This window comes from Diaphorobacter aerolatus (assembly GCF_014489535.1).
Classification (GTDB): Bacteria; Pseudomonadota; Gammaproteobacteria; order Burkholderiales; family Burkholderiaceae_C; genus Diaphorobacter_A; species Diaphorobacter_A aerolatus.
The window spans coordinates 2,315,125-2,338,337 of the sequence record NZ_CP060783.1; the positions used below are offsets into that span (position 1 = coordinate 2,315,125).

Consider the following 23,213-nt stretch of genomic DNA (forward strand, 5'->3'; position numbering starts at 1 on the left):
CTCAGCACCGGGGCAGATGCCCCGATCCCTGGCAGCGGGGGCGCAGACGTCGAGAGAATCTGAGTGGCTATAGAGCCAACCGCTGGAGTGCAATCCGCAGCGGGGGGCCTCGGTGCTGCTGAATCGCGTCGCCCAGCCGCACAAATGTGGCTGCGGGCCAGTCAACCAGATCGGGGGACGCGCTTAAGAGGACGGCCGTCGCGAGAGCCTCCGCATTCGGGTCCAGTTTGCCCTTCAACGGCTGGGCGCTCAACGAGACCTTCTCGCAGAAATCAAGGCAGTTCGCTTGCTCACCTGTATCTGCGTCAGAAACAAGAGCTTGGGCATGCGAATGTGACGTGCGGTCGACAGCCGCCGCTTCGTGATGGGGTCAGCTGACCCACGCTGGTCATCCACGATCCGTACGGCGCATGCGTGCGCGATCCCCGTCACGATGCCGAACAACCACACCAGGAGCACCTGGATGGCCCAGCGGCGAAGTTGGCGGCGGTTGCGAAGCATGGTTGATGTAAGGCAAGCGTAGTTTGAGGCTCAGATTAGAACCAGATCCACTCCAGTTCTTTGATGTTAGTCAAACTTCCATTCCGTACCTGACTACGGACTACAGAAATAGTCCGGGCGGGGAAAGCCGAAGTTCGGCGCATGGGGAAGGTTGCATTCCATACGCAGGCCGAGCTTGCGCCACCGGTCTGCCAACGTAGGGACTACCAAGACCTCTGCTCCTGACCCCACCGCACCCGCCCGAAGCGCCCGTCACGCGAGATCGCCTGACGCGGCGATGAGGAAGAAGCGAGTCCAGCGCGTCTGTGACGGCGCCCTCTGTTGCCCCCTCTGCAACATTCGTACGGGCACCACCAACGTGTTTGTCTTCAGGCCCCGCCGAACCTCTCGCCCCAATGACCATCCGAGATGCTCGCGGCGCGCAACGCCGGTGGCCTCACAGCCCGTATGTAGACCTATAAGGCTGCGACACAAGCTCAGCCGAGTGCCGCTGAGTCAGCCGCGATGCCCCTTCTGAAGCAAAGAGTAGAGGCGTGCAACTTCATTGCTGGTGATGGCGATGTTCCGGCCGTCCTTCGCAACCACGGACGTACCGATCTTCTGATATGTCGCGCGGCCAAAACGGTCTTCCTGCGCCATGAGGCCGTCTTTGAAGATGTAGAGCGTTCCTCCATCGGCCAACGGAATCATCTCCTTGGCAGCCTGGACTGCGGCATCACCGGCGAACACCGGTGCGGAAAGCGCGCCCAACAGAGTGGCGAGGACGATATAAGACTTCATGATCAGCGCCTTTGTGAAACGTCGGCAACTTGCGTCGCGTCATCACTTTAGGAGCGTGTCGCTTTCCAAGCGATTGCGCCATGATTACAGTGCGTTAATGCGGCGTTCCCAAAGAGATGAGCTCTGCAAGCAGCGAACACACCGAAACGGCATGCTCCCGCCGAAAGCCCTTGGACCACCGGCTCGTCATAGGACTTCCCGCTTGCAGTAAATGGCCCATTCAAGGCGTGTTCACCGAGCAAGCCGGGCGACGGTGGCACACGCGCCCTGGGCAACTTGCACATCAAGCACCTGATTTCGGCCACGCGGATGGGGTTCTGCATGCGTGCCGCCAACCGAAGTAGTACAGCCCGAGCTGTTCCGTGCCCGAGCGCTCAGAGACATCCACGCGGCTGCACCACCTTGGTCGACGACATCGACTGAAATGCCACGGCCATCAGCTCAAGCTCCACCCGCGCTCTTTCAAACGGGGACACGGGGGTCTACGGTGGGCCTTGCGCCGAAGGAACGGTCGGCCAGACCATAGTAGCCCTCCCAGACGGCTCACGTGAGCGTGCGGGCTCTTGCCCCGCAATCAGTGGCAGGAGCCGCAGCAGCCCCTCGCCTGACAGCGGATGCCGGTGCAGCTGCCGGCGCGTTCACCTGAGCGGGCGAATACCCAGCGTCGGCAATCGCCTTCTGGACGATGCCCGCGTTCGCATCGGTTGCCACGCTCACCAAATGGCGGCCCAGGTCGACCTGGACATCTGCACCTGGGTCGATGGTCTTGACCGCCTTGGTGATGGTGCTGGCGCAATGGCCGCAGGTCATATCGTTCACTTCGAATGCAAGCATTGGTTCTCTCCGTCAGTGGTTAGGTGCTGCTGACTCTAGACCTTGCCATCGTGGCAATGTCAAGTGTCAGTTTCTGGTCTCCCATCGAGGGCCCACTCCAAGCGGAGCAGACGCTGGGCTTCTCATCGAGCATCTCGTAAAGTGAAGCCGCCGCGGCGCTGCGCGGCGGCTTCATCTTGTACGAGGTTGGATGCTCTTCGGCTCTCCGCCGTTCGCCCTAACCGACAATCAGCCTCCACTGTAGAGTTGCATGCGTGCGTTCCGCTCCGCCGGCGTCTCGCTCAGCAGCTCGCGAACCACTTCTTCGCGCGTCTTGCCCGGTCCGGCACTGGGCGCCGGGGATGGGTAGTTGCTTTCGCCGTAAGAGAGGAGCCCTTGCCGTGCCGCACCTTCAGCTTCCGCCTGGACTTGTGCACGGGTTTTATCGCTCTTGAAGTGCTCCGGATGAACGATTACGCCCTTCTCATTGTTGGCGGAATGCTCGTAGGCTGCAGACGCAATCCCCGGCAGTCCCAGAGTAGCCACTGCGGCTAGGGCAGCGATCAGCGAAGTGAGGGATGGGCGACGTTGAGTAGTCATGATGAGGATCCTTGTAGAGTCGATGAACTTGCATCTCCGTACCCTTGTTGGGTCATGAGGAGATGTATTCATCGTAGGGAACCCCACCCAACAGAAGCAGGACAGTACGATGAGATTTCTGTCAGCTTTCCCGCTGCATTGACCATGTCACTGTGGCAAGCTCTAACCTGCACGCATGAGCAAGCAGCAAGCTGCGGTGGCGCAGTTGGAGAACATGCCATGAACTACTATGAATGCCGCACGGAGACCCTCGCGATAAGTCGGGCTGTTCTGAAACTTTACAAGCAAACGCTGCGCCTTGGAATCCGCGACGTGGCGGAACATTTGCTGCAGATATTGGAAGAACTTGCCCGCACCGAGCCAGAATGCAGTACGGCTCGTGATCAGGCCTACTTGGCTATCATTCCTTACATGGTCAGCCAACGTTGAAATTGTGAGCGTGACCTGCTCGGTATGAGCCGGCGAAATCCCAAACAGCGTGCGTCCTTGTGCCGGAACTCGCAGAGCCGATGCGGAATGTCGGCACCCACAAGCAGATCACGGATAATCCAGGGTTGACCCAATCACCCTCCGTCTTAGCGAGATCACGTCTTCATGTCGCGAGCGGAAACCGCAAGATGAAGCAAGTCCGCCCCTGGGAAGACGTTGCCATAACGCTACCGCTGTGGGCCTCGGCAATGGCGCGAGTAATGGCCAGCCCCAAGCCGCTCCCATCGGAGTCCGGATGGGCTCGTGAGGGATCGACACGATAGAAACGATCAAACAGACGGGGCAAGACCTTGGGATCAATGTCTTGCCCCGTGTTCTCCACTGTCACCGAGGTGACGCTCTCCGCATCTGCGATACTGATCGTGATCAGACCAGCATCCGGGGTATAGCGCAAGGCGTTGGATAGCAGGTTGCTCAGTGCACGACGGAACATCAGTCGATCACCATCAATGGTGCCATCACCATCGAGCCTAAGCTGGATATTCTTTTCCTCCGCCACAGCCTCGTAGAAGTCCAGCAACGCCTGAGCTTCCTTTCGTGCAGAGAACCGCTCCTTGTTCGGCAGATCTACGCCACGCTCGGTCTTGGCAAGAAAGAGCATGTCAGACACCATGCGCGCCAAACGCTGAAACTCCTCGGCGTTGGACGCCAGGATGTCCCGATACGTTGCGGCATCACGCTTGGTTGCCAGCACCACCTGTGTCTGGGTCAGGAGATTGCTGATCGGCGTGCGCAGCTCGTGTGCCAGGTCCGATGAGAAATCGGTCAGCCGCTGGAAATCCTCCTGCAGACGGTCCAGCATGCGGTTGAGCTCCTGCGCAAGGTCTGCCATTTCTACCGGCACAGCCCCTACTGGCATACGCTCCGACAGCCGCTGGCTTGAGACCACTGCGGCGCGTGACTTCATCTCGCGCAGCGGTGCCAATCCCTGACGCGCAGCCAGCCAGGACAATAGGCCGCATGCAACGATGGCTGAGGCGACATAGAAGGCCAGGCTGCTACGCAGTCTATTCAGGAACTCGGTGTGGTGTTTGGTATCTGTCGCGATCAATACCTGCAGCGCCGATGCAGAGTAGCCCGAAAGCGATTGGAAGCTCAGCGTGTGAAACTCGGAATCGTGATTGCGCCACACCCCAAAAGTCCCTTTGGTATCGGTATGGATGGCTTTGCTACGCTGGACATCAAGCTCGGAATCTGAGGACTGAAAGACGATCTCCTGATGAGCATCTTTCACCAGGACATAGAGATCATGGTGATATCCCAAGGCATCGCTCAAGCGGGAGTGCGCGTCGCTCGCGGAGCTGGCATTACCCAAAATTTCCTCGATCAACTGTCGCTTTTCCTCTAAAGCGATCTGATCGAGCACGACAAAATGACGCTGAGTCTCTGCTAGGAACAACAATCCTAGCCCGAGCACCACGGCAGCCACCACCACAGTAAAGAAAAGGGTTAAACGGCGGGTCAGCGAAAGCCTGCCCAGGCGCTGTTGTCGCTGCACCTTTATTCCTCCTCCGGTACATCCAGCACGTAGCCCATGCCCCGCACGGTCTGGATGAGCTTGACGGCATGCCCCTCATCTATCTTCACGCGCAAGCGGCGCATCGCCACTTCGATGACATTGGTGTCGCTGTCAAAGTTCATGTCCCAGACCTGCGAGGCGATCAGGGAGCGTGGCAGCACTTCACCGTGCCGGCGCATCAGCAGCTCCAGCAAGCCAAACTCCTTGGCTGTCAAGTCAACACGCTTGCCGTTGCGGGAGACACGGCGACGCAACAGATCCAGCTCCAAATCGGCCACCTTCAGCATGGTGCCCTCGTTGCCGGCATGACCGCGCCGCATAATGATCCGAACCCTGGCCAGCAACTCTGCAAACGAGAAGGGCTTGACAAGGTAATCATCGGCCCCCAGCTCCAGCCCTTTTACCCGATCCTCCACCTGGTCGCGGGCGGTCAGGAACAGGACGGGCATCTCAAGGCCACGGTCGCGCAGGGACTGCAAGACCTGCCAGCCATTCAACCCCGGCAGCATGACGTCCAGGATCACCAGGTCGTACTCACCTTGCAAAGCCAAATGCAGCCCGTCTGCGCCGTTAGGCACAAGGTCTGAAACGTATCCCGCTTCAGTCAATCCCTGCCGGAGGTACTCCCCGTCTTAGGCTCGTCTTCAACAACCAATATCTTCACGTTTGCTCTCCGTTCACAGCATTGAACGAGAGTGTGCCGAACTCAAAGCGCCCTGACATGAAGATAACAACAATGTAATGTCTGGAACATCTGGGTGACAGGGTGCCCTCTCCAGAATCTTCACATCGTGAGATCAAAGATTCTTGCAGAGGAAACCATGGTCACTTCTACTCTTTCGCCGTCTGTCAGGGCGTCCCTGCCCTGGGTTTTGGCGCTGTTCGCGGGAGCGTCTTTCGCGCAAGCCTCAACGCCGGAGGCAGCGTCGCAGCCCCCACTACTGACGACGCTGCAGTACTCATCGCCAATCCAGGCTTACCAAGGCTACGTGGAGCAGCCTGTGCAGTCCTGGCGAACAGCCAATGATCGCGTCGGGCAGATCGGGGGTTGGCGCACCTACGCCAAGGAAGCCAAGACGCAGGCGCCATCGTCGCCAACCCCGGATGCTGCTCCCGTCAGTGATCCGCATTCGAGCCATCACGGTGGAGGCAAGCAATGATGGGATTGGGTACCACTCATGCCAGATTAGCCCTGTCCGGCATTGGCTTCGCCGTTTTGACCGGATGCGCCAGCGTCAGCTTGGATCAGAACATTAGCCGCGTGAACGACGAAGCCAGCGCGTTCACCGAAGGCAAACTCTCGCTCGCACGCAGTCAGGACGACCGCGACCAGCGCGCGCAAGCCGCTCAGGCCCTGCTCGCTCAGCCCGTGGGGCAGAAAGAGGCCGTTCAGTTGGCTTTGGTGAACAGCCCCTCTTTGCAGGCGCTGCTAGCACAGGGTTGGGCGGAGTCGGCCGACGCGGCCCAAGGGGGCCGGATCGCCAACCCGATCTTCAGCTTTGAGCGCATGGTCGCGGGCGACGAACTGGAACTGGGCCGTGCCTTGGCATTCGGCTTGTTGGACGTGCTGACGCTTCCAGCCCGGTACAACGTGGCGACCGGGCGCATCGAGCAGTCGCAGTTGCGCTTGAGCAGCGACGTGGTGGATCAGGTCACCCAGGTACGTCAGGCATGGGTGCGGGCCGTGGCCGCCCAGCAAGCACTCAAGTATGCCAAGCAGGTCTATGAAAGCGCGGAGGCCGGAGCCGAGTTGGCCAAGCGCATGCAAGGCGTTGGCAACTTCAACCGGATCACACGTGCTCGCGAGCAGGCCTTCTACGCTGACGCTGCCACCCGGCTCAGCACCGCAGGGCACCAGGCGACGGCCAGCCGGGAAGAACTCGTGCGCCTGCTTGGGCTCGATGAGGCCCAGGCGCAAGCGCTTCGCCTGCCCGAGCGACTCCCCGACCTTCCCAAAGAGCCGCTGCAGCCGCAGGCTGTTGCCACACAGGCTTCCAGAGCGCGCCTGGACATTCGGCTGGCGCAGGCCTCGTTGGATAGCGCGGCCAAGGCCCAAGGTCTGAACCTGGTGACCAGCTTCACTGACATCGAGTTGGAGGGGCGTCGCAATACCAGCTGGGATCGCGCCGAGGGCACCCGTTCGACCGCGCGTGGTTGGGAAATCGCCGTACGCCTTCCGATCTTCGATTGGGGCGGGATACAGCGCGATGCGATGAACGCACGGACCTTGGCCGCAGCCAACCAGCTCGAAGCCACCGTGCGCGCAGCAGGCTCCAGCCTGCGGGAAAGCTACTCGGCCTACCGCACGGCCTACGACGTGGCCCGCCACCACCGCGACGAGGTGGTGCCGCTGCGCAAGGTGATCTCGGAGGAAAACCAGCTTCGCTACAACGGCATGCTGATCAGCGTTTTCGAGCTGCTGGCCGATGCGCGCGATCAGGTCAGCGCCGTCTCCGCTGCCATCGACGCACAGCAGCAGTTCTGGCTGGCCGACGCCGCCATGCAGGCGTCCGTGATCGGACGCCCACGAGCACCAGCCTGTCCGTCGCATCCAGTGCACCCGGCGGCGGCGACGCCGGCCATTGAAGCAAAGAACATCATCATGACATCCAGACGAGATTTTTTTAAGTTCGCCGGCATCGCAGGTGGCGCTGTTGCGGCGAGCTCGGTCAGCCGCGTGGCGATGGCCGCCCTGCCTGAACCTGTCATCCAGACCAGTGCGAGCACCATGGCACCGCTGGTACCCAACTCAGGCCGGCCCTACAACCCTGTGGTCACGCTCAATGGCTGGACGCTCCCGTGGCGGATGAACCAGGGCGTCAAAGAGTTCCACCTCGTGGCCGAGCCTGTGGTGCGCGAGATGGCGCCCGGCATGAAGGCCCATCTGTGGGCTACAACGGTCAGAGCCCCGGCCCCACGATCGAAGTGGTCGAAGGCGACCGCGTGCGCATCTTCGTCACCAACCGCCTGCCGGAACACACCTCCATCCACTGGCATGGCCAGCGGCTGCCCAACGGCATGGACGGCGTGGCGGGTTTGAACCAGCCCGCCATCCCGGCCGGCAAGACCTTCGTGTACGAGTTCACCGCCAAACGCCCGGGCACCTTCATGTACCACCCGCATGCAGACGAGATGGTGCAGATGGCCATGGGCATGATGGGCTTCTGGGTCACGCACCCGAAGGACAAGCATCCCTTGATCGACGTGGTGCAGAGGGACTTCTGCTTCCTGCTGAGTGCCTACGACATCGAGCCTGGCGCTGCGACGCCCAAGGTTGCCGAGATGACGGACTTCAACCTGTGGACATGGAACAGCCGCGTCTTTCCTGGCATCGATTCCCTGAACGTTCGGCTCAACGACAAGGTGCGCGTTCGCATAGGCAATCTCACGATGACCAATCACCCGATGCACTTGCATGGGCACGAGTTCGTGGTCACCGGCACCGACGGCGGGCCGACACCCAAGAGCACGCGCTGGCATGAAGTGACCGCCGACGTGGCCGTCGGACAGATGCGCCAGATCGAGTTCGTGGCAGACGAGGAAGGCGACTGGGCCTTCCACTGCCACAAGAGCCATCACACGATGAACGCGATGGGCCACGACGTTCCCACGCTCATCGGCGTGGATCACACTGGCCTAGCCCGGAAGGTCAACAAGCTCATCCCAGAATACATGGTCATGGGCGAGCGAGGAATGGCAGACATGGCTGAGATGGAAATGCCCATTCCAGACAACACCGTGCCCATGATGACGGGACAAGGACCGTTCGGTTCGGTGGAGATGGGCGGGATGTTCAGCGTGCTCAAGGTACGCAGGGACCAGCAGCCAGGTGACTACAAGGACCCCGGCTGGTTCAAGCATCCGGCAGGCACGGTCGCCCACGAATACACCGGCCCATTGGCGGAGCCAGCCCGCTTCAGCGCAGAAGGCGGTCAGTCCATGCCGCGCGAGCGCAAGCCCGCGACGCCAACCGAGGTCAAGGTGCGCAAGCCGACGTCACATGGTGCGCACTGATTTCTTCCCTTCGTTTTTAACTGGAGATCATCCATGAAGTTCACGCGATCCACCTTCTACCGCCTGCTGGCTGCCGCCGCGCTGACCGCTTCGGGGGCCGCCATGGCCGCAGGCAACCATGCCGGTGGCCATGGCCACGGTGATGGAGAGGAAACCGCCATCGGAAAGCCCGGTGTCGCCGCCAAGGCCAGCCGCACGATCACCATCGAGATGAGCGACACCATGCGTTTCACCCCCTCGAACATTCAGGTCAAGCAGGGCGAGACCGTTCGCTTCATCGTCAAGAACGCCGGCAAGGTCAAGCATGAACTCAGCTTGGGCACCGAGAAGGAACTGCTTGAGCATCTGGAGCAGATGCGGAAATTCCCGGACATGGAGCACGACGAGCCCGGCAAGGTCACGCTGCAGCCTGGCAAGCAAGGCGAGATCGTCTGGCAGTTCACCAAAGCTGGCGGTGTGAACTTCGCCTGCCTGATTCCCGGCCACTACGAAGCTGGCATGAAGGGCCTCGTTCAGGTCAGCAAGAAGTAGAACCACGCCGCTTCATCAAGGATGCACGGTGACTGTGTCACCTCTCCCACGTCCTGCTGATCCGCAAGGCGGATCAGCAGACATTTTTCAACTCGCGCCCGTGAGGTAGTCATGAACAGCTTCAAGCAATTTCTCTCCGTTTCCGCCGTCGCGCTCGGCATTTTCCTGCCCATGAGCGGGATGGCCCAGACCACATCCGAATCGCCCAAGGCACAGGCCTCTCAACAAGCGTCGCTGACCGACGGTGAGATCAGGAAGGTGGACCTGGACAACGGCAAGGTCACCATCAAGCATGGCGATATCAAGCACCTGGACATGCCGGGAATGACCATGGTTTTCACCGCCAAGGACAAGGGACTGCTTTCCAACCTCAAGCCCGGGACAAGGTGAAATTCATGGTCGTCAACGAAGGCGGAAAAATGGTCGTCACGGATATACGTCCAGCGAACTGAGGCGAACATGCGGAAGGCTGCAATGCGGATGAGGATGGGTCGGCAGTCCGTGTCCGCTTGCCCATTGTTTCCCGGTAGCTGAAAAATCACCATGCATCACGACCACTCCTCCCCCATACCAGCGATCGACGCAGTGGCTTCTGGCGTTCGCGCTACACCCTGGGAATGCTCGTCCTCGGTATCGTTGCCGGGTACTTCCTCTGGACCGAACACCGGGCCCATCTACAGCAGTGGTGGCCCTATGCGCTGCTGTTGGCCTGTCCGCTGATGCACGTATTCATGCACAAGGGCATGGCGGACATGGCAACCAATCCCCTGGGTCCGACGAGGGCAGGCGGTCGAATTCCGACAGGGACTGACCATGGGCCGCGCGGGGTAGGCCTTATGCCTGCGTCTCTTTGACCGCTTCGCCTCTCTTCGGCCGTTCAGCCAGTCCGAACGCGGTTGCACACGCAACTGACATGCTATGCCAGCAGGAAGGGCCCACTGCATTCTCCGGGTCTGCCACAAGTGAGCGTGCCGCGCGCCGCACCTCCGTTCGCATGGGATCGCTTGGCTGCACTTGGGAACCGCCGGCGAACCGCAAAGTCGCATACTGCAACACAGGTACCTGGAGGGAGCGAACCATGAAGCTGAAGCAGTTGGTCTGGATCACGACAGGACTGCTTGCTTTGATCGCCACAGCGGCAGGCAGCTACTTCCATCTTCTCAAGAGTGCTCCGCCAGCGGTTCCGCCCACCCGCAGCCTCCGGCCAGAAGATCCGCAGGTGCTGCGACTCGGCGCCGCGATCTATGCACAGCAATGTGCGGCCTGCCATGGGGTCAAGGGCGAAGGCCAGCCCAACTGGCGTGACCGCGGACCTGATGGTCTCTTGCCAGCGCCGCCCACGACCCCAGCGGCCACACTTGGCATCACCCCGATGAACAGCTGTTCGCCATCACCAAATATGGCTTGGCGAAGTTGATTGAGCAGCCCGACTACCGGACGGCCATGCCGGTCTACGACAAGGTACTGAGCGACGACGAGATCGTGGCCGCGTTGTCATGGATAAAGTCCCAATGGCCTCTTGAAGTTCGGCGCCGTCACGACGTGATCAATTCCCAATACCGCAAGTCGCTGAATCGATAACCAGCACCGCCACCGGATACTGCAATAGGCTAGACGGAATCGCTCGCCAGGATATTGGCTTGACCTTCACACAATGGCAAGGCTAATAATCAAGCCAGAATTTACGAAAGCACGGGTATGAACGACCACACGCATAAGCATACGCACGGCAAAAGGGACGCAGCTTCTTCGGTCGAACGTCCAGTAGCGACCAATGCTGCCGCCGCCATCGATGGCACACCAGGATTGGCTGGTTCCGCAGTTACCTACACCTGCCCGATGCACCCGGAAGTGCGGCAGGACCATCCGGGGCGCTGCCCCAAGTGCCAGATGCACCTGGTCCCTGAAGGGCAAGTTGCGCATGGCGACCACCGCCACCACGACCACCACGCTCACGCTGCTCGTGAGTCGGCTCCTGTGGCGCCTGCCGCCGCACCGCAGGAAGCGCCTGCCGGCACCACCTATACCTGCCCGATGCACCCGGAAGTCCGGCAGGACCATCCGGGCAATTGCCCCAAGTGCGGCATGACACTGGAGCCGATCATTCCGCTGGATGAAGAGGACAACAGCGAGTTGAAGGATTTTCAGCGGCGCTTCTGGTGGACGCTGCCGCTTACTGTGATCGTCACGGTTCTTGCGATGTGGGGCCATCGCCTTGGCTTGTTCAGCATGGCAACGCAGACCTGGGTCGAATTGTTGCTGTCGCTCCCCGTCGTGCTCTGGACCGGATGGCCATTCTTCGTGCGGGGCTGGCAGTCGATCGTCCACCGCAGCCCGAACATGTGGACCTTGATCGGCCTGGGAACGGCCGCGGCATTCGTCTACAGCGTTGTTGCCACGGTGACCCCGGGTGTGTTTCCCGAATCGTTCGTGGCGATGGGTCGCGTCGCCGTGTACTTCGAGGCCGCGGTGGTCATTATTTCGCTGACCATGCTGGGCCAGATCATCGAGCTGAAAGCCCGCTCCCAAACATCGGCCGCGATCAAGTCCCTGCTGGGGTTGGCGCCGAAGACCGCCCGGCGCATCAATGCGGACGGCAGTGAAGAAGATGTGCCTCTCAACCACGTACACGTCGGCGATCTGCTGCGCGTGCGTCCCGGCGAGAAGATTCCGGTCGATGGCACGGTCACCGAAGGCAGCAGCGCGGTCGATGAGTCCATGCTGACCGGTGAACCAGTACCTGTGACCAAGCGGGTTGGCGACAAGCTGATCGGCGCTACCCTCAACACCAACGGTGCGCTGATCATGCAGTCCGAGAAGGTCGGGGCGGCCACCATGCTGTCGCAGATCGTCCAGATGGTCGCGTCTGCCCAGCGCTCCAAGGCCCCCATGCAACGCATGGCCGACGTGGTGGCGGGCAAGTTCGTCATGGTGGTCGTACTGGTCGCCATCGCCACGTTCTTTGTCTGGGGTCTGTTCGGGCCGGAGCCTAGCTGGGTGTTCGGGCTGATCAACGCGGTGGCTGTGCTGATCATTGCCTGCCCGTGCGCGTTGGGCTTGGCCACGCCGATGTCGGTGATGGTCGCCACCGGCCGCGCCGCGACGCAGGGCGTGCTGTTTCGCGATGCCGGTGCGATCGAGAAGATGCGCGAGGTGGACACCCTGATCGTGGACAAGACCGGCACGCTCACGGAAGGCAGACCCGCGTTCGATACAGCCATTGCGGCTCCGGGCTTCACGCCCGATGAAGTGCTGAGGCTGGCAGCCAGTCTGGACCAGGGCAGCGAGCACCCGCTGGCAGACGCGATCGTCAGCGCTGCGCGAGCCAAGGGCTTGCAACTGGCCAAGCCCTCTGATTTCGAGTCGGGCAGCGGCATCGGCGTGCGCGGAACGGTGGAGGGACGGCGCCTGGCATTGGGCAATACGGCACTGATGGAGCAGGAAGGAGTGGCGGTTTCTGCACTGCGTGCCGACGGAGAACGGTTGCGCGGTGAAGGCGCCAGCATCATGCACTTGGCCGTAGACGGCGTGTTCGCGGGCATCCTGGCCGTGACCGACCCCATCAAGGCCAGTACGCCCGATGCCATCCGAACCCTTCACGCCAGCGGTCTGCGCATCGTGATGGCGACTGGAGATGGACTTACCACAGCCAAGGCCGTGGGGCCAAGCTCGGCATCGATGAAGTGCACGGCGAGGTCAAACCCGCTGACAAGCTGGCGCTGGTGGACAAACTGCAAAAGGAAGGTCACGTGGTTGCCATGGCGGGAGACGGCATCAACGATGCGCCGGCCCTGGCCAAGTCCGATGTGGGCGTCGCCATGGGCACGGGCACCGACGTTGCAATGAACAGCGGCCAGATCACCCTCGTGAAGGGTGATCTGCGCGGCATCGCCTCGTCCCGCGAGGTCTCCATCGACACGGTACGCAACATGCGGCAGAACCTGCTGTTCGCCTTTGTCTACAACGGCATCGGTGTACCCATCGCGGCTGGCGTGTTCTATCCGTTCACGGGCTGGCTTCTCTCCCCATTGATCGCGGCGCTGGCGATGAGCCTGAGTTCTGCTTCTGTGATTTTCAATGCGCTTCGGTTGCGCGGCGTGAAGTAGCCCAGGATGATTTGGAGCCGCTATCAAGTCGAACAACTCGAAAATCAAGTCTTTAGATTGATTGACATCAATTCCACAACACAATCACCTGGCTAACATATCCCCATGATCTGCTTTAGACGCATCGTCACGCAATGGGGCCGCTGGATTGCCAGCGGTCTCGTCGTGACCTTGCTCTTTTCGCAGGTCGCATTGGCGATGTATGCCTGCCCCAAACTGGACTCGGACACGCACGTCGCATCAATGCAGATGGCAGGCATCGCCATGGAGGATGCCGCCAGCATGTCCGGTATGCCGGACTGCCACGCCATGCCGGGAACCATGGACGGTGAGGCGCCGCAGTTGTGCCGAGCACATTGCAGCGGCGATGGCAAGCCGGTGCCTTCATTGCAAGGCTTGGACGTCCAGAGTCTCGCTGCCCAGGCGGTCTGGTTCGCGTACATGCTTCCGGCCGTGATCGAATTCCACGCGGCAGCCGGGCAGCACGTCGCCTATGTCCCGCCCGACCATCGAGCGGGCTTTCCGCCGATCTACCTCACGCTCCAAGTCCTGCGGAATTGACACGCCGATCCGTGCTCGCCGCGCACCGATGCGGCAGACCACGTGATTTCGTGAATACCAATTCCGAGGACAACCATGTTTACTCCCTTTTTTGGCGCCCCCGAGGGCGCCCGTCGGCGTACGGCCGAGGCACAACGCCGGCCTCGATGCGATTGCATCGTCTGAAAGCTATCAGCATCGCATTGGCGGGCAGTGCGCTTGTTTCGCCTGTAGCCTACGCCCTCGATTTTGCTGAGGCACGCCTTATCGCGGAGCAGCAGAGCCCGCGCATAAGCGCGCAGCAGTTGCAGGTTAACGTCGCCGAATCCGTGCAGAAGGCAGCAGGCTCGCTGCCCGATCCCAAGCTCTCGCTCGGCATCGAAAACTACCCCATCAGCGGCATGGATCGCTGGAGCATGACGCGCGAATCCATGACGATGCAGCGCCTGGCGCTCATGCAGGAAGTGCCCAACAGGGCCAAGCGCGACGCCCAGGTCGCCAGTGCGCAGGCGCGTGTGGATCGAGAGCGCGCGGCGCTGGTTTTGCAGCGATTGCAGATCCGCCAGGAACTCAGCCTGGCGTGGATCGCCGCGCAGGCGGTGGAGCAACGGGAGATACTGCTGACGGAACTGCTCGCGGAGAACCAGCGCCTGCAAGACAGTCTCCCCGCTCGCGTCGCCGGCGGCACGGCCCAGGCTGGCGACCTGTTGGTCGCGCAACAGGAGGCGCTGACACTCACGGACCGCCGTGACGATCTACAGCGGGACCGGGCCAAGGCCAGGGCCGCATTGCGGCGCTGGGTGGGCTCCAGGGCCGACGAAGCACTGCAAGGCGATCCAGGCCCGCTCACTCGCCCCGTCGCGCAACTGCGCACAGAACTGGCGAATCACGCGGAGCTTGAACTCTATCCGGCGATGCAAAGCATGGCCCGGGCCGAGTCCCGCGAAGCCCAATCAGAGACCCGCGGCGATTGGGCCTGGGAGATTGCCTATAGCCGGCGTGATCGCCGATGGGGCGACATGGTGTCATTCCAGGTGACATTCGATCTGCCATGGCAGAAGGATCGACGCCAAGTGCCCATGATCGAGGCAAAACGGCACGAGTTGGAGCGTCTGGACGCCGAACGCGAAGACGTGGCGCGGCGGCATTTGCAGGAGTTGGACGACAGCGCCGCCGAACTCCAAGCGTTGAACAGCCAGATCGACCGCCTGCAGACCGCCGGCTTGCAGCTGGTACGGAACCGAGCGGCGCTTGCGTTGAGCAACTACCGATCCGCCAAGGGGGACCTGAGCGCTGTGCTCAGTGCACGCGCCCAGGTGCTGGAGACGCGCATGCGTCTGATCGACCTCGGAGCGCAGCGCGACAGCCTCGTCGCCCGACTGAACAGCCTGATCGCGGACTGAGTGGAGACCCTCGCCATGAATACCTCTTCGAGAAACATTCTTGCCGGCTTGACGCTGGTTGCTGCCGGTATTGCCGTTGGATGGGGCGTCCCCAGTGGCGCGCCGGCCACCTCAGCGGCTCCCCCGCTGCCAACATCACCGTTGCAAGCGCTCCGACCGAGCGCAAGGTGCTGTATTGGTACGACCCGATGGTGCCGACCCAGAAGTTCGACAAGCCCGGCAAGTCGCCCTACATGGACATGCCGTTGATGCCGAAGTACGCGGATGAAGACACGCAAGACAGCACGGGCCTCAGCGTGTCGGCGCAAGCGGTGCAAGCCCTGGGGCTGCGTACAGCCGAAGTCCTGCAAGGCAAGATCGGCGCAGATGTGAACGTCGTGGGCACCGTGCTGCTCAACGACCGCGACGTCAGCATCGTGCAGGCGCGGACCGCTGGCTTCGTCGAGCGTGTCTACGCACGGGCTGCGGGCGACGTGATCGCAGCAGGGGCACCGCTGGCTGACCTATTGCTGCCGGAGTGGATCGCCGCACAGCGCGAGTTTCTCTCGGTTCGCGCGATGGGCGACGCACCGTTGACCGCAGCTGCCCGCCAACGGCTGCTGCTGCTCGGCATGCCGCAAGCCCTGATCGCCCAGGTGGAGCGCACAGGCGAGCCCAAGGGCTGTACACGGTCACAACACCTCAAGGCGGCTTGGTGGCCGAACTGATGGTGCGCCAGGGCATGACGGTTTCCGCCGGGGAAAGCCTGGCCAGGGTGAATGGCTTGGCCACGGTGTGGATCGAAGCGGCCGTCCCCGAAGCACAAAGCGGACCATTGCAGGTCGGCCAAACGGCGCAGGTCCGGCTGGCGGCGTTTCCCGGTGAAGTGCTCCAGGCGCGCATCGTGAGCATCCTGCCCGAAGCCAACCGCGACACCCGTACGGTGCGAGTGCGGCTTGAAATGGCCAATCCCGGCCAGCGCCTGAAGGCCGGCATGTCCGGCCAGATCGCGCTCAAAGGCAACGAACAGCCCGCGCTGCTTGTTCCCAGCGAAGCGGTCATCCGCACCGGCAAGCGCGCACTGGCCTATGTGGTCGATGGACCCGGCAAGTTCCATCCCGTGGAGGTCCAGGTGGGCGCGGAGGTAGGCGATCAACTGGTGGTCAACGGCGGGCTCGCGGCGGGACAGCAGGTGGTGGCCTCGGCGCAGTTCCTGATCGATTCGGAAGCCAGCCTGCGGGGCGTGCTGCCTGCAGGTGCCGCGGCGTCCGCACCTGCATCGCCGCACAACGGGCACGGCACATCGTCGCCACCGGCCGCGGCCACCAACGCTTTCGTGGTGCGCGGCGTGATCGAGGAGATGTCGCCCACCGAGCTGACGCTGGCGCACGAGGCCGTGCCAGCCCTCCAATGGCCGGCCATGACCATGGGCTTCAAGCTGAGCAGCCCGCAGCTCGCCGAGGGTCTTTCGGTTCGGCAGCAGGTGCGATTCACCTTCTCCAAGCAAGGTGAGGGCTACGTGATCACCGCCATCGAAAAGGTGCAGCCATGATCGCCAAGCTGATTCGATGGTCGGTGGCCAAGCGCTTCCTGGTGCTGCTGGCCACCGCCATGCTCACGGCATGGGGCGTGTGGGGCGTTCGCAGCACGCCCGTGGATGCGCTGCCGGACTTGTCAGACGTGCAGGTCATCATTCGCACCAACTACCCAGGACAGGCGCCGCAGATCGTCGAGAACCAGGTCACCTACCCGTTGGCCACCACCATGCTGTCGGTGCCAGGGGCCAAGACCGTGCGCGGCTTCTCGTTCTTTGGCGACTCGTTCGTCTATGTCTTGTTCGAGGACGGAACCGACCTGTACTGGGCCCGCTCACGGGTACTGGAATACCTGAACCAGGTCCAGGGCCGATTGCCCGCCACGGCGAAGCCGGCCCTGGGTCCGGACGCCACAGGCGTCGGCTGGATCTTCCAGTACGCGCTCGTGGATCGCACGGGCAAGAACGATCTGGCGCAACTGCGTGCGTTGCAGGACTGGTTCCTGAAGTTCGAACTCAAGAGCCTGCCCAACGTGGCCGAGGTGGCATCGGTGGGGGCATGGTCAAGCAGTACCAGGTCGTGCTCGACCCGATCAAGTTGGCGTCCTATGGCCTCAGTCAGGCTCAAGTCCGCGATGCCCTGATGGGGGCCAACCAGGAGACCGGCGGCTCCGTCCTGGAATTGTCAGGCGCGGAGTACATGGTCCGCGCGAGCGGCTACCTCAAGACCCTGGACGAGTTCCGGGAGATCCCCTTGACGGCACGCGGCGGTGTGCCGGTGCGGCTGGGGGATGTGGCGACGCTCCAGATAGGCCCGGAGATGCGGCGTGGCATTGCCGAACTCGACGGAGAAGGCGAGGTCGCCGGCGGCGTGGTGGTGCTGCGCTCCGGCAAGAATGCCCAGGAGACGATCGCTGCCGTCAAGGCCAAGCTCGCGGAGCTGCAGGGCAGCCTGCCGCCGGGCGTCGAGATCGTCACCACCTACGACCGCAGCGCGCTGATCGAGCGGGCCATTCGCAATCTCACGACCAAGCTGGGCGAAGAGTTTCTGGTGGTGGCGCTGGTCTGCGCACTGTTCCTTTGGCATCTTCGCTCTGCGTTGGTGGCCATCATTTCCCTCCCGCTGGGCGTGATGACGGCATTCCTTGTCATGCGCTACCAGGGCATCAACGCCAACATCATGTCGCTGGGGGGATTGCCATCGCCGTGGGGGCGATGGTGGATGCAGCGGTGGTGATGATCGAGAACGCCCACAAGAAGCTGGAGGCTTGGCAGCACGCGCACCCAGATCAACGGCTGCAGGGCAAGGAACGGTGGGACGTGATCACACAGGCCGCGGAGGAAGTCGGTCCTGCGCTCTTCTTCTCGCTGCTCATCATCACGCTCTCGTTCATCCCGGTCTTCACCCTAGAAGCGCAGGAAGGCCGGCTGTTCGGCCCGCTGGCGTTCACCAAGACCTACGCGATGGCCGCGGCCGCAGGGCTGTCAGTGACGCTGATTCCCGTACTCATGGGCTACTGGATTCGCGGGCGTATCCCGGATGAGCAGAAGAACCCCATCACCCGCATCCTGATCGCGGCCTACCGGCCAGCACTGGAGTGGGTACTGCGCCGGCCCAAGGCGACGCTGCTGATCGCCGTGCTGGCCTTGGCGACCACCGCCTGGCCCTTGGCGCGGCTCGGCGGTGAGTTTCTGCCGAGGTTGGACGAAGGGGACCTGCTCTACATGCCCTCGGCCCTGCCGGGACTCTCGGCGCAGCGCGCCACGGAGTTGCTGCAGCTGAGCAACCGCATGATCAAGACCGTGCCTGAAGTGGACAAGGTGTTCGGCAAGGCAGGACGGGCTGAAACGGCAACCGATCCGGCGCCACTGGAGATGTTCGAGACCACGGTGAAGCTCAAGCCCAGGGAGCAATGGCGTCCAGGCATGACGCCCGAAAAGCTCGTGGAAGAGCTGGACCGTGCCGTGAAGATCCCGGGCCTGTCCAACATCTGGATTCCCCCCATCCGCAATCGCATCGACATGCTGGCCACTGGCATCAAGAGCCCGATCGGGGTGAAGGTGACCGGTAACGACCTGGGCGTCATCGATCGCATCGCTGCAGAGGTCGAGCAGGTCGCCAAGGGCATTCCCGGCGTGACGTCATCCCTCGCGGAGCGCTTGACGGGTGGGCGCTACGTGGATGTTCAGATCGACCGCGTAGCCGCCGGTCGCTACGGCCTGAACATCGCCGATGTCCAGACGGTCATCGCCGGCGCGGTGGGTGGCGAAAACGTCTCGGAAACGGTCGAGGGGCTTGCCCGCTTTCCGATCAATCTGCGCTACGCGCGAGAATGGCGTGATTCACCACAACGGCTGGCAGAACTACCCATCTTCACGCCGATGGGTCAGCAGATCACGTTGGGGACCGTGGCACGCATCGCGATCACCGATGGGCCGCCCATGCTCAAGAGCGAGAACGCACGGCCCTCCGGTTGGGTCTACGTCGATGTGCGCGGCCGTGATCTAGCCTCGGTGGCCAACGAACTGCGCGATGCCATCGGGCAGCAGGTCAAGCTGGAGCCGGGTGTGAGCATCACCTACTCCGGGCAGTTCGAATACATGGAGCGGGCCAATGCACGCCTGAAGGTTGTGGTGCCTGCCACCCTGTTGATCATCTTCGTTCTGTTGTACCTGACCTTCGCGCGTGTGGACGAAGCGGGCTTGATCATGGCGACCTTGCCCTTCGCGCTCACGGGGGGCATCTGGTTCCTGTACCTGCTGAATTACAACCTGTCCATCGCCACCGGCGTGGGATTCATTGCGCTGGCAGGTGTGGCGGCGGAGTTCGGCGTAGTGATGCTCATCTATCTGAAGCAGGCCTTGGCGGAACGTTGCCCGGATGGCCGCAACCCAACGCGAGAAGAACTGCTCGATGCGATCCGGGAAGGGGCGGTGCTGCGCGTGCGCCCAAAAGCGATGACCGTTGCGGTCATCCTGGCGGGCCTGGTACCCATTGTTTGGAGCAGCGGCACGGGCTCTGAAGTCATGAGCCGCATAGCAGCTCCGATGCTCGGCGGGATGGTGACCGCACCGTTGCTGTCGCTGTTCGTGATTCCGGCTGCCTATCTGCTGATGCGTAAGCCGCGCTAACTTGGCCGTCCAGCAGGGCCTCACGACGAGGCCCTGCTGGACGCGAGGGATCAAGCCGCCCGCGCAGAAGCCGGGAGCATTTCTCTCTGGCAAGGACTTCCTATTGCATTGATCCTTACAAGAAAATAATCATCTGCTCATCACTCTGTCAGGGGTGACCTGAACAATGGTTAAGCAATTCATGCATTCAATCTTGGGGCACTGATCCATGGAATTGCGACACCTTCGTTGTTTTGTAGCCCTAGCAGAAGAGTTGCATTTCACCCGAGCGGCGGAGCGCCTGCATATCGAGCAACCCCCGCTGTCCCGAGCCATCAAGGAACTTGAGGATGAGTTAGGAGTGGTGCTCTTCGATCGAAATCGACGTGGAACTCTGCTGACCTCCGCGGGCGTCGCCTTTCTGCAGGACGTTCGCAGATTGTTTACCGTATTGGAACAAGCACGGGAGAACGTCAAAGCGGTAGCAGCGGGCTCACAAGGGAGCCTGCGCATCGCCGTATCCGACGGCGCGATTGATCCTCGGCTGTCGGCGTTCCTGGCCCATTGTCGCGAGGAAGAGCCGGAGATCGAGATTCGCCTGTCCGAAGTGCCCTTGGCCGAGCAAGTGCGAGGACTCCGATCAGGCGACTTCACCATCGGATTTGCGCACGCTGCCGATGTGGGCGAAGGCATCGTGGCCGAAACAATCTGGCAGGATCCATTGGTGGTCGCGATGCCTCCTAGGCACCCGCTGTTGTCGCACAAGAAGATTCCCCTGCACGAACTCGCCTGCCATCCTCTGGTGCTGTGCAACCCACAGGTATGCGAAGGCTACTGCCGTGAACTGGCCCGGCTCTTGCGGCCGCTGGAACGTGAACCCAACGTCGCTGAGCAGGTGTCTTCGCTCGACATGATGCTCACCTTGGTTGGCGCAGGCTATGGTGTCGGCTTCACAACCGCGGCCAGGATCGCAGTCAGCCAGCGTCCTGATGTCGTAATCCGTCCCCTGGCCGTTGATTCGGCGGTGATCACCACCTATCTGCTTCGGCCCGATAGCGACGACTTGCCGGAGGCGCTGGAGCGATTTATCGTGCGCCTGCGCGAGCACTCGGGTGACTGAGGGAATGTGCTGCCCTTCGGAACGCTCGATCTCAGGCCTCGGTTGGATTGCGAAGATTGCTTTCCGTTGCCGCGATCAATTCGGCCGCACTGATCTTGAGCGCCATGGAAATTTTAAGTATGAGGGGGAGCGTGGGTACATGCTCGCCACGCTCGATCTTGCCCATGTGCGAGCGCGAAATGCCTGCCAGGGCTGCGAACTCGTCTTGAGCGATTGCTTGAGCGACACGCGCTGCGCGTACGGCCTGCCCAAACGCCATTGCTGGAGCGGACTCATACGTAGATGTGCCAGCGGGACGACCTGGCTGAATAGTGGGCTTCTGCATCAGCAGAAGCGTCGAATAATCCGCAAAAATTAACCACGTTAAAGTTATAGACGTTAAACTTCACTCTATTAATTCATGTTGGCTGAACCTGATCTGCTTTTTCGCTTTTATAGGCTCACATGCCCACCGTCATCAGCCAACCTCCCCATCTCAGGCTTGCGATAGCGCCAGGCGTAACGTCATCGAGGCTTTCGGACCTGCTTGCGCTCCAACGCGCCGAAGAGCCAGAGGTCACCATAGCGCTCCTTGAGGTCAGAGGTGACGAGATTCTTGCGGGACTGAAGGATGGCCATTACGACGCAGCGATGTCGCTTCAAGGAGCGACCGATTCGGCTCTCCATACACAACCCTTGTGGATCGAGCACATGGCAGTTGCTATGCCGTTGCGATCCTCCTTGATGGATCACGCCAAGCTCGCGATCGCCGATTTGCTGGATCACCCTGTCTTCCGCTGGCAGGCAGAGAGTTGCCCTTTGCTGGATCAGCGGTTGTCTTCACTTCCTGCGGTGAGGCAGCAGAGCACGCAGTACGTGGCTTCCTTCGAGATGCTGGCGCTCAAGGTCGCCGCAGGCTATGGCGTGGGAATCTCTACGCAATCGCGCATCGAGCGCGCTCACGGATGGGGACTCAGTATGCGATCGCTCGCCGACGGCCCCTACGAGGTCGTGACGTACCTCCAGCGGCCCTACGTACAAGCCACTCCGGCGACCGAGCGGTTCGAGCGCAGAGCGCTGCAGGTTGCAGTTACGATCTGATAGTGACAGGCGAGGCGGGCGCGATCAGCACACTGTCCTGAACCGGCTGCGGTACTCGGCCGGCGTGGTGCCCAGGGTCCTGCGGAATGCGCGGTTGAGCGCGTCAGTGGTATTGAAGCCGCAGGTTGTGGCAATCCGTTCAAGCGGTTCGTCGGTGGTTTCCAACCGATTGCGCGCCATCTCCACGCGCACCGATTCAATGTAAGCGGCCGGCGTCATGTTCAATTCCGTCTTGAAGATGCGGGTCAGTTGCCGATCGCTTACATGTGCCTGTTCGGCCAGTTCCGCGATGCTCATGGGCTTACCGATGCAGCGCATGATGTAGTGGCGCAGCGCATCCATGCGCCGGGTCTTGGACGCCGGTTCCAGCGAGGCACTGAATTGGCTTTGCCCACTCGGGCGCTTTAGGAACATCACCAGTTGGCGCGCCACGCGCAGCGCCAACCGCTCGCCGAAGTCATCGGCGACCAAAGCCAACGCCAGGTCCAGACAGGCGGTCAGGCCGGCGCCGGTCCAGACATCACGGTCGCGGATGAAGATCGGGTCGGCATCCACCTTGACCTCCGGGTGCTCGTCAGCGAGTTGTTGCGCGGTGGACCAATGTGTGGTGACACGACGGCCTTCGAGCAGGCCTGTCGCAGCCAGGACATGCGCGCCCACGCACACGGACGCGAGGCGTCGGGTATGGCCTGCAAGCGCCCTCACAGATACCACCACCGAAGGCGCTACGACGGCGCGCACGCGTCGCTGCGCATCGACCTCGACCGCGCCCGGCACCACGAGGGTGTCGATCCTACGGGGGCGAGGTCGGCGAATGTCGTATCGGGCAGTACACGCACACCGGCCGAAGTCATGACGGGCGCAAGCGTCGCAGCCGCCAACACCACCTCGTAGCCCGTCGGCTCGTCCATCTCGCGCTGAAGAAGTGAGAACACCTCGGCCGGACCGGTCACGTCCAGCAGATAGACGTGCTCGAACAGCACCATGACGATGAGGCGCTTGATGTTTGCCATGCTGCAAGCTCCGTGGGTGCCCGCGCACCGCAATGTCTGAATCTACATGTTAGATGACATTGCCGACATTCCGCTGCGCT

General features: G+C 61.9%; 17 protein-coding genes and 8 pseudogenes. 16 read left to right on the top strand and 9 right to left on the bottom strand.

Features of this window, described 5'->3' with window-relative positions; translation table 11 throughout:
* Window positions 1-996: 996 nt before the first annotated feature.
* The 3 genes from H9K75_RS10790 to H9K75_RS10800 form a co-directional block, all read right to left on the bottom strand.
* Window positions 997-1,281 carry a CopK family periplasmic copper-binding protein gene (locus tag H9K75_RS10790; protein ID WP_187725748.1) on the bottom strand — a complete coding sequence of 95 codons (285 nt, stop codon included), beginning with the start codon at window positions 1,279-1,281 and terminating at the stop codon, window positions 997-999.
* Window positions 1,282-1,824: 543 nt separating this feature from the next.
* Window positions 1,825-2,115: a heavy-metal-associated domain-containing protein gene (locus tag H9K75_RS25140; protein WP_187725749.1), complete on the bottom strand. Its 291-nt coding sequence runs from the start codon at window positions 2,113-2,115 to the stop codon at window positions 1,825-1,827.
* A 228-nt stretch (window positions 2,116-2,343) separates the two neighbouring features.
* Window positions 2,344-2,694 carry a DUF4148 domain-containing protein gene (locus tag H9K75_RS10800; RefSeq protein WP_226858644.1) on the bottom strand — a complete coding sequence of 117 codons (351 nt, stop codon included), beginning with the start codon at window positions 2,692-2,694 and terminating at the stop codon, window positions 2,344-2,346.
* 219 nt (window positions 2,695-2,913) lie between these two features.
* On the opposite strand from H9K75_RS10800, the gene H9K75_RS10805 reads away from it, so the two are divergent.
* The gene (locus H9K75_RS10805) at window positions 2,914-3,123 is read left to right on the top strand and encodes a hypothetical protein (protein WP_187725751.1); all 210 of its coding nucleotides are present in this window, start codon (window positions 2,914-2,916) and stop codon (window positions 3,121-3,123) included.
* A gap of 163 nt (window positions 3,124-3,286) precedes the next feature.
* On the opposite strand, the gene H9K75_RS10810 is transcribed toward H9K75_RS10805, so the two are convergent.
* Window positions 3,287-4,681 carry a heavy metal sensor histidine kinase gene (locus tag H9K75_RS10810; protein WP_187725752.1) on the bottom strand — a complete coding sequence of 465 codons (1,395 nt, stop codon included), beginning with the start codon at window positions 4,679-4,681 and terminating at the stop codon, window positions 3,287-3,289.
* Between the two features lie 2 nt (window positions 4,682-4,683).
* Window positions 4,684-5,366: pseudogene (locus H9K75_RS10815) on the bottom strand (heavy metal response regulator transcription factor).
* A 157-nt stretch (window positions 5,367-5,523) separates the two neighbouring features.
* Between H9K75_RS10815 and H9K75_RS10820 the strand changes: the two are divergent.
* The 8 genes and pseudogenes from H9K75_RS10820 (at window position 5,524) to H9K75_RS23855 (ending at window position 10,828) form a co-directional block, all read left to right on the top strand.
* Entirely contained in the window at window positions 5,524-5,862 is a 339-nt protein-coding gene (locus tag H9K75_RS10820) for a hypothetical protein (RefSeq protein WP_187725753.1), read from the top strand.
* Window positions 5,859-7,288 (top strand): annotated as a pseudogene (locus H9K75_RS10825) (TolC family protein). The gene H9K75_RS10820 and the pseudogene H9K75_RS10825 overlap by 4 nt, the downstream one beginning before the upstream one ends.
* Before the next feature lie 16 nt (window positions 7,289-7,304).
* Window positions 7,305-8,716 (top strand): annotated as a pseudogene (locus H9K75_RS10830) (multicopper oxidase family protein).
* 33 nt (window positions 8,717-8,749) lie between these two features.
* Complete coding sequence (locus H9K75_RS10835) at window positions 8,750-9,247, top strand: cupredoxin domain-containing protein (protein ID WP_038213835.1); 498 nt, start codon at window positions 8,750-8,752, stop codon at window positions 9,245-9,247.
* Between the two features lie 111 nt (window positions 9,248-9,358).
* Window positions 9,359-9,699: pseudogene (locus H9K75_RS10840) on the top strand (copper-binding protein).
* Window positions 9,700-9,777: 78 nt separating this feature from the next.
* Window positions 9,778-10,058, top strand: a pseudogene (locus H9K75_RS10845) (DUF2933 domain-containing protein).
* A gap of 267 nt (window positions 10,059-10,325) precedes the next feature.
* Window positions 10,326-10,664, top strand: a complete 339-nt coding sequence (locus H9K75_RS10850; protein ID WP_226858645.1) for a c-type cytochrome — start codon at window positions 10,326-10,328, stop codon at window positions 10,662-10,664.
* Complete coding sequence (locus H9K75_RS23855; RefSeq protein WP_226858646.1) at window positions 10,652-10,828, top strand: c-type cytochrome; 177 nt, start codon at window positions 10,652-10,654, stop codon at window positions 10,826-10,828. Before H9K75_RS10850 ends, H9K75_RS23855 begins: the two co-directional genes overlap by 13 nt.
* Window positions 10,829-10,894: 66 nt before the next feature.
* Here H9K75_RS23855 and H9K75_RS10855 read toward each other — a convergent pair whose 3' ends face one another.
* Window positions 10,895-11,197: a hypothetical protein gene (locus H9K75_RS10855; RefSeq protein ID WP_187725754.1), complete on the bottom strand. Its 303-nt coding sequence runs from the start codon at window positions 11,195-11,197 to the stop codon at window positions 10,895-10,897.
* Between H9K75_RS10855 and H9K75_RS10860 the strand changes: the two are divergent.
* The 6 genes and pseudogenes from H9K75_RS10860 (at window position 11,087) to H9K75_RS10885 (ending at window position 21,040) form a co-directional block, all read left to right on the top strand.
* A pseudogene (locus H9K75_RS10860) lies at window positions 11,087-13,353 on the top strand (copper-transporting P-type ATPase). The gene H9K75_RS10855 and the pseudogene H9K75_RS10860 sit on opposite strands and share 111 nt — an antisense overlap.
* Window positions 13,354-13,458: 105 nt before the next feature.
* Window positions 13,459-13,914 (top strand): hypothetical protein, encoded by a 456-nt coding sequence (locus tag H9K75_RS10865; RefSeq protein WP_187725755.1) that lies wholly within the window; start codon window positions 13,459-13,461, stop codon window positions 13,912-13,914.
* A gap of 284 nt (window positions 13,915-14,198) precedes the next feature.
* On the top strand, window positions 14,199-15,296 hold the full coding sequence (locus H9K75_RS10870; protein WP_264294011.1) for a TolC family protein: 1,098 nt from the start codon (window positions 14,199-14,201) through the stop codon (window positions 15,294-15,296).
* A gap of 94 nt (window positions 15,297-15,390) precedes the next feature.
* Window positions 15,391-16,824, top strand: a pseudogene (locus tag H9K75_RS25145) (efflux RND transporter periplasmic adaptor subunit); the annotation flags it as partial.
* Window positions 16,824-19,941, top strand: a pseudogene (locus tag H9K75_RS10880) (efflux RND transporter permease subunit). The pseudogenes H9K75_RS25145 and H9K75_RS10880, both read left to right, overlap by 1 nt.
* A 208-nt stretch (window positions 19,942-20,149) precedes the next feature.
* A complete protein-coding gene (locus tag H9K75_RS10885; protein ID WP_187725756.1) occupies window positions 20,150-21,040 on the top strand; it encodes a LysR family transcriptional regulator in 891 nt (296 codons plus the stop codon).
* Between the two features lie 31 nt (window positions 21,041-21,071).
* Here H9K75_RS10885 and H9K75_RS10890 read toward each other — a convergent pair whose 3' ends face one another.
* Entirely contained in the window at window positions 21,072-21,365 is a 294-nt protein-coding gene (locus H9K75_RS10890; RefSeq protein WP_035624306.1) for a helix-turn-helix domain-containing protein, read from the bottom strand.
* A gap of 119 nt (window positions 21,366-21,484) precedes the next feature.
* Here H9K75_RS10890 and H9K75_RS10895 point away from each other — a divergent pair, with 119 nt between their 5' ends.
* Window positions 21,485-22,120, top strand: coding sequence for a LysR substrate-binding domain-containing protein (locus H9K75_RS10895; protein WP_035624309.1), 636 nt, complete (start codon window positions 21,485-21,487; stop codon window positions 22,118-22,120).
* Window positions 22,121-22,144: 24 nt separating this feature from the next.
* Here the strand turns inward: H9K75_RS10895 and H9K75_RS10900 are convergent, their stop codons facing one another.
* Window positions 22,145-22,900 carry a GlxA family transcriptional regulator gene (locus H9K75_RS10900; protein ID WP_264294012.1) on the bottom strand — a complete coding sequence of 252 codons (756 nt, stop codon included), beginning with the start codon at window positions 22,898-22,900 and terminating at the stop codon, window positions 22,145-22,147.
* The gene (locus H9K75_RS23865; RefSeq protein WP_226858804.1) at window positions 22,846-23,133 is read right to left on the bottom strand and encodes a type 1 glutamine amidotransferase family protein; all 288 of its coding nucleotides are present in this window, start codon (window positions 23,131-23,133) and stop codon (window positions 22,846-22,848) included. Before H9K75_RS23865 ends, H9K75_RS10900 begins: the two co-directional genes overlap by 55 nt.
* Between the last annotated feature and the right edge of the window lie 80 nt (window positions 23,134-23,213).

Excerpts from the sequence above, each read along its gene's own strand:
- H9K75_RS10790 (WP_187725748.1), bottom strand. The coding sequence starts at position 1,281 with ATGAAGTCTTATATCGTCCTCGCCACTCTGTTGGGCGCGCTTTCCGCA.
- H9K75_RS25140 (WP_187725749.1), bottom strand. The coding sequence starts at position 2,115 with ATGCTTGCATTCGAAGTGAACGATATGACCTGCGGCCATTGCGCCAGC.
- H9K75_RS10800 (WP_226858644.1), bottom strand. The coding sequence starts at position 2,694 with ATGACTACTCAACGTCGCCCATCCCTCACTTCGCTGATCGCTGCCCTA.
- H9K75_RS10805 (WP_187725751.1), top strand. The coding sequence starts at position 2,914 with ATGAACTACTATGAATGCCGCACGGAGACCCTCGCGATAAGTCGGGCT.
- H9K75_RS10820 (WP_187725753.1), top strand. The coding sequence starts at position 5,524 with ATGGTCACTTCTACTCTTTCGCCGTCTGTCAGGGCGTCCCTGCCCTGG.
- H9K75_RS10835 (WP_038213835.1), top strand. The coding sequence starts at position 8,750 with ATGAAGTTCACGCGATCCACCTTCTACCGCCTGCTGGCTGCCGCCGCG.
- H9K75_RS10850 (WP_226858645.1), top strand. The coding sequence starts at position 10,326 with ATGAAGCTGAAGCAGTTGGTCTGGATCACGACAGGACTGCTTGCTTTG.
- H9K75_RS10865 (WP_187725755.1), top strand. The coding sequence starts at position 13,459 with ATGATCTGCTTTAGACGCATCGTCACGCAATGGGGCCGCTGGATTGCC.
- H9K75_RS10885 (WP_187725756.1), top strand. The coding sequence starts at position 20,150 with ATGGAATTGCGACACCTTCGTTGTTTTGTAGCCCTAGCAGAAGAGTTG.
- H9K75_RS10890 (WP_035624306.1), bottom strand. The coding sequence starts at position 21,365 with ATGCAGAAGCCCACTATTCAGCCAGGTCGTCCCGCTGGCACATCTACG.
- H9K75_RS10895 (WP_035624309.1), top strand. The coding sequence starts at position 21,485 with ATGCCCACCGTCATCAGCCAACCTCCCCATCTCAGGCTTGCGATAGCG.
- H9K75_RS23865 (WP_226858804.1), bottom strand. The coding sequence starts at position 23,133 with ATGGCAAACATCAAGCGCCTCATCGTCATGGTGCTGTTCGAGCACGTC.